This window comes from Sandarakinorhabdus rubra, from assembly GCF_010994245.1.
Taxonomy (GTDB): Bacteria; Pseudomonadota; Alphaproteobacteria; order Sphingomonadales; family Sphingomonadaceae; genus Sandarakinorhabdus; species Sandarakinorhabdus rubra.
The window spans coordinates 1-2,639 of sequence record NZ_WMHO01000291.1; the positions used below are offsets into that span (position 1 = coordinate 1).

2 protein-coding genes are annotated in these 2,639 nt (G+C 64.8%); both read right to left on the reverse strand.

All coding sequences use genetic code 11. The features are described from left to right. Window positions 1-153 precede the first annotated feature (153 nt). Window positions 154-639 (reverse strand): PaaI family thioesterase, encoded by a 486-nt coding sequence (locus GJV64_RS13525; protein ID WP_164157892.1) that lies wholly within the window; start codon window positions 637-639, stop codon window positions 154-156. Window positions 640-701: 62 nt separating this feature from the next. Next, window positions 702-2,372: an O-antigen ligase family protein gene (locus tag GJV64_RS13530; RefSeq protein ID WP_164157894.1), complete on the reverse strand. Its 1,671-nt coding sequence runs from the start codon at window positions 2,370-2,372 to the stop codon at window positions 702-704. Between the last annotated feature and the right edge of the window lie 267 nt (window positions 2,373-2,639).

Sequence of the window (2,639 nt, forward strand, 5' to 3'; positions counted from 1 at the left end):
GCCCGCCCCAGCAGTCGGCCCAGCAGGCCGGGCTGCGGCGCCGGGCGGGCCAACTGCGCTTCCAATGCGGCGAGGCGCTGCACAACGTCGGCCTGCGCGGCGTCTGGCTTCAGTTCGCCGGCCGCCACCAGTTCGGCATAGCGCGCCGCAAGATCAGTCAACCTGGGTTTCTCCGGGGCGGGCCGGGTGCCCTTCCCCACCGGGCCGGGGCTGGCGCGGCACCTTGCGCATCGTGCCGGTGAAGCTGGCAAGGTTGACGCCGTCCTGCGTCACCAGCCCGCGCACGAACAGCATCTTGCCGGTTTCCTTCAATATCTCGCCGTGCGCCTCGATCGGCTTACCGACAATGCCGGCCGACAGGAAATCGGTGGCGCACGACAGGGTGACGGCCGCGCTGTTCTCGAGCTGGCGGAAGATGAAGGCGAACATCGCCATGTCGATGAACGACATGATGAAGCCGCCGTGCAGATAGCCGAGCCCGTTGCTGTGCTTCCGGGCGGTTTCCATCCGGCATTCGACGCCGCGCGGCCCTTCACGGAAGAAGAAGTCACCCAGCATGGAGGCAAAGCGGCCATCAGGATCGCGGCGCCAGCAGGTCCAGCCGGCGTTGGGGCCTTCGGTGATGAGTTCTCGAGACATGGCGCGCGGTTAGCGCGTGGGCCAGGCGACGTCCAGCCTGCCCGTGAAACACGCATCCGCGTTCAGCGTGCGACCACCCAGGTTCCCGGCCGGTGTCCGGTGTCAGGGCTGGCGGCCACCGCCTTGGGCTGTGCGGCCTCGCGCTCCGCCTTCCGGCGCAGGATGGACAGCGCGGCAACTGCGACCGAAAAGGCCAGATAATTGTTGTCGTCGTAACTGATCACGTAACAGGCGATGAAATAGTTGATCAGCGACAGGGCAAAGGGCGCCAGCCAGTCCTCGGTTTCATGGTCCGACTTCATGTAGCCCTTGATGCTGCGCCAGGCGACCCACAGGAAGGCGCCAAAGTAACAGCCGAAACCGAGGAAGCCCGTATCGACGAGCTGGTTGATCCAGTAACTGTCAACCGTCGGGATATCGATGGCGGTGTTGCGGGTGCCGGCCAACGCGCCAGCCGATGTCAGTCCGGCGCCGAAGGGGTTCTTGCGCATCTGGACCCAGGTCTTCTCCCACTGGGCATCCCGGGTGGCGTTGCTGGCACGGTGCTGCCCGCCGCCGAAGATGCTGAGCTGCAGGGTGTGGCTGGAGGCCACAAGCAATCCGGCCATCAATATGGCCGTCACCATGCCGCCGATGGTGATCATCTTGTGCAGATGGTCCCCATCCTTCCGGAAGAACCAGGTGCGGATGATGTTGAGGCCGATAAGGCCGAACAGCGACGTGAACAGCGGGATCATGGCCGTGCGGGCATTGGCAAACCAGGCCGTGTGCAGGATCAGTGGCACCAGCGCGAGCGCCAGAAACCGATGCTTCTTCCGCATCTGCCAGATGCTGTGCATCAACAGGGGCATGAGGAGGTTGAGATAGAGCGTGAAATACAGCACCACCGTGAAGGTGGAGCGCACGCGGTAGCGCGTGTCGCCGCTGCGCGCCTGCGGCGAGGCGATGGACGCAAGGCGGTCGGGATCAAGGCTGATGAAGCTGGGGATATAGTCCACCCACGGCGGCTTCTGCATGTAATTTTCGAGCACGCCGATGACCATCACGATGATGACGGTGACCACCATGACCCTGGTGAAGCGCGGCAGGTTCGCTGGATCATAAAGCAACCAGGCCAGCAGGATCACCGGCGACAGCGTCTGTACCAGCTGGAGGACCGCGTAGGGCGCGCTCCTCGATGGGTCGAAGGACGTGGGGATCACCAGGAAGGTGATCGCCGCATAGCTCATCATTAGCCGGGCCGCCACGCGATCATGGCCCATCACCGCCCAGATGCGCTGCCGGAAATCGGCATATTGCGGCATGTAGATCATCATGATCACCAGCATCACGCCCAGCGCGATGCGTGGTGGGGTGAGCCAGGGCAGGCCGGGGATGACGATGGCCAGGTAGGCCGGCCACAGCACGTTCATGGCGAGAAAGGCCCAGACCAGCTTCTGAACCGGCGGGTTGGCGGTCTTGGCCACATCGGGCAGCAGCCACATGATCAGCACGGTGAAAATGGTGACCGGCACCGCGACGAACTTCAGCGCCAAGGTGCCACCCAGCGCCACAAACAGCCCCGAATACATCACCAGCGTCACGCCGGTGAGGAACATCGCGACCTTCATCAATGGCCACAGCGCATGCTGATCAAGATGCAGATACTGGGGCAACAGCCGCATCGAGCTCCGCCGCCGGGCGGTGCGCAGCGCCGGGGCCGGCAACAAGGCGGGCTGGAACGCGGATGCCATGTCAGGGCGCCTGCCGCGCGGCAGACGGCGACACGTTACGCATGACCAACTGCAAAGCCATGAACAGCCTACACCTCTCGTCTGCGGTTACGTCCGGCAGACCCCCGTGCGTCTAGGTATCAGAGGTGATGCTGCGCTGCAACCGTTCGGGGGGGGCCAGGCCGCGATGAAGGGCAAGGCGCCGCGGCAAAGCCGCGGCTGACGTCGAACGGGTTCGGCGCGCAGCAGTGCGCGCCGCCCCGCCGGCCGATCTTGCGCCTGTCGGCG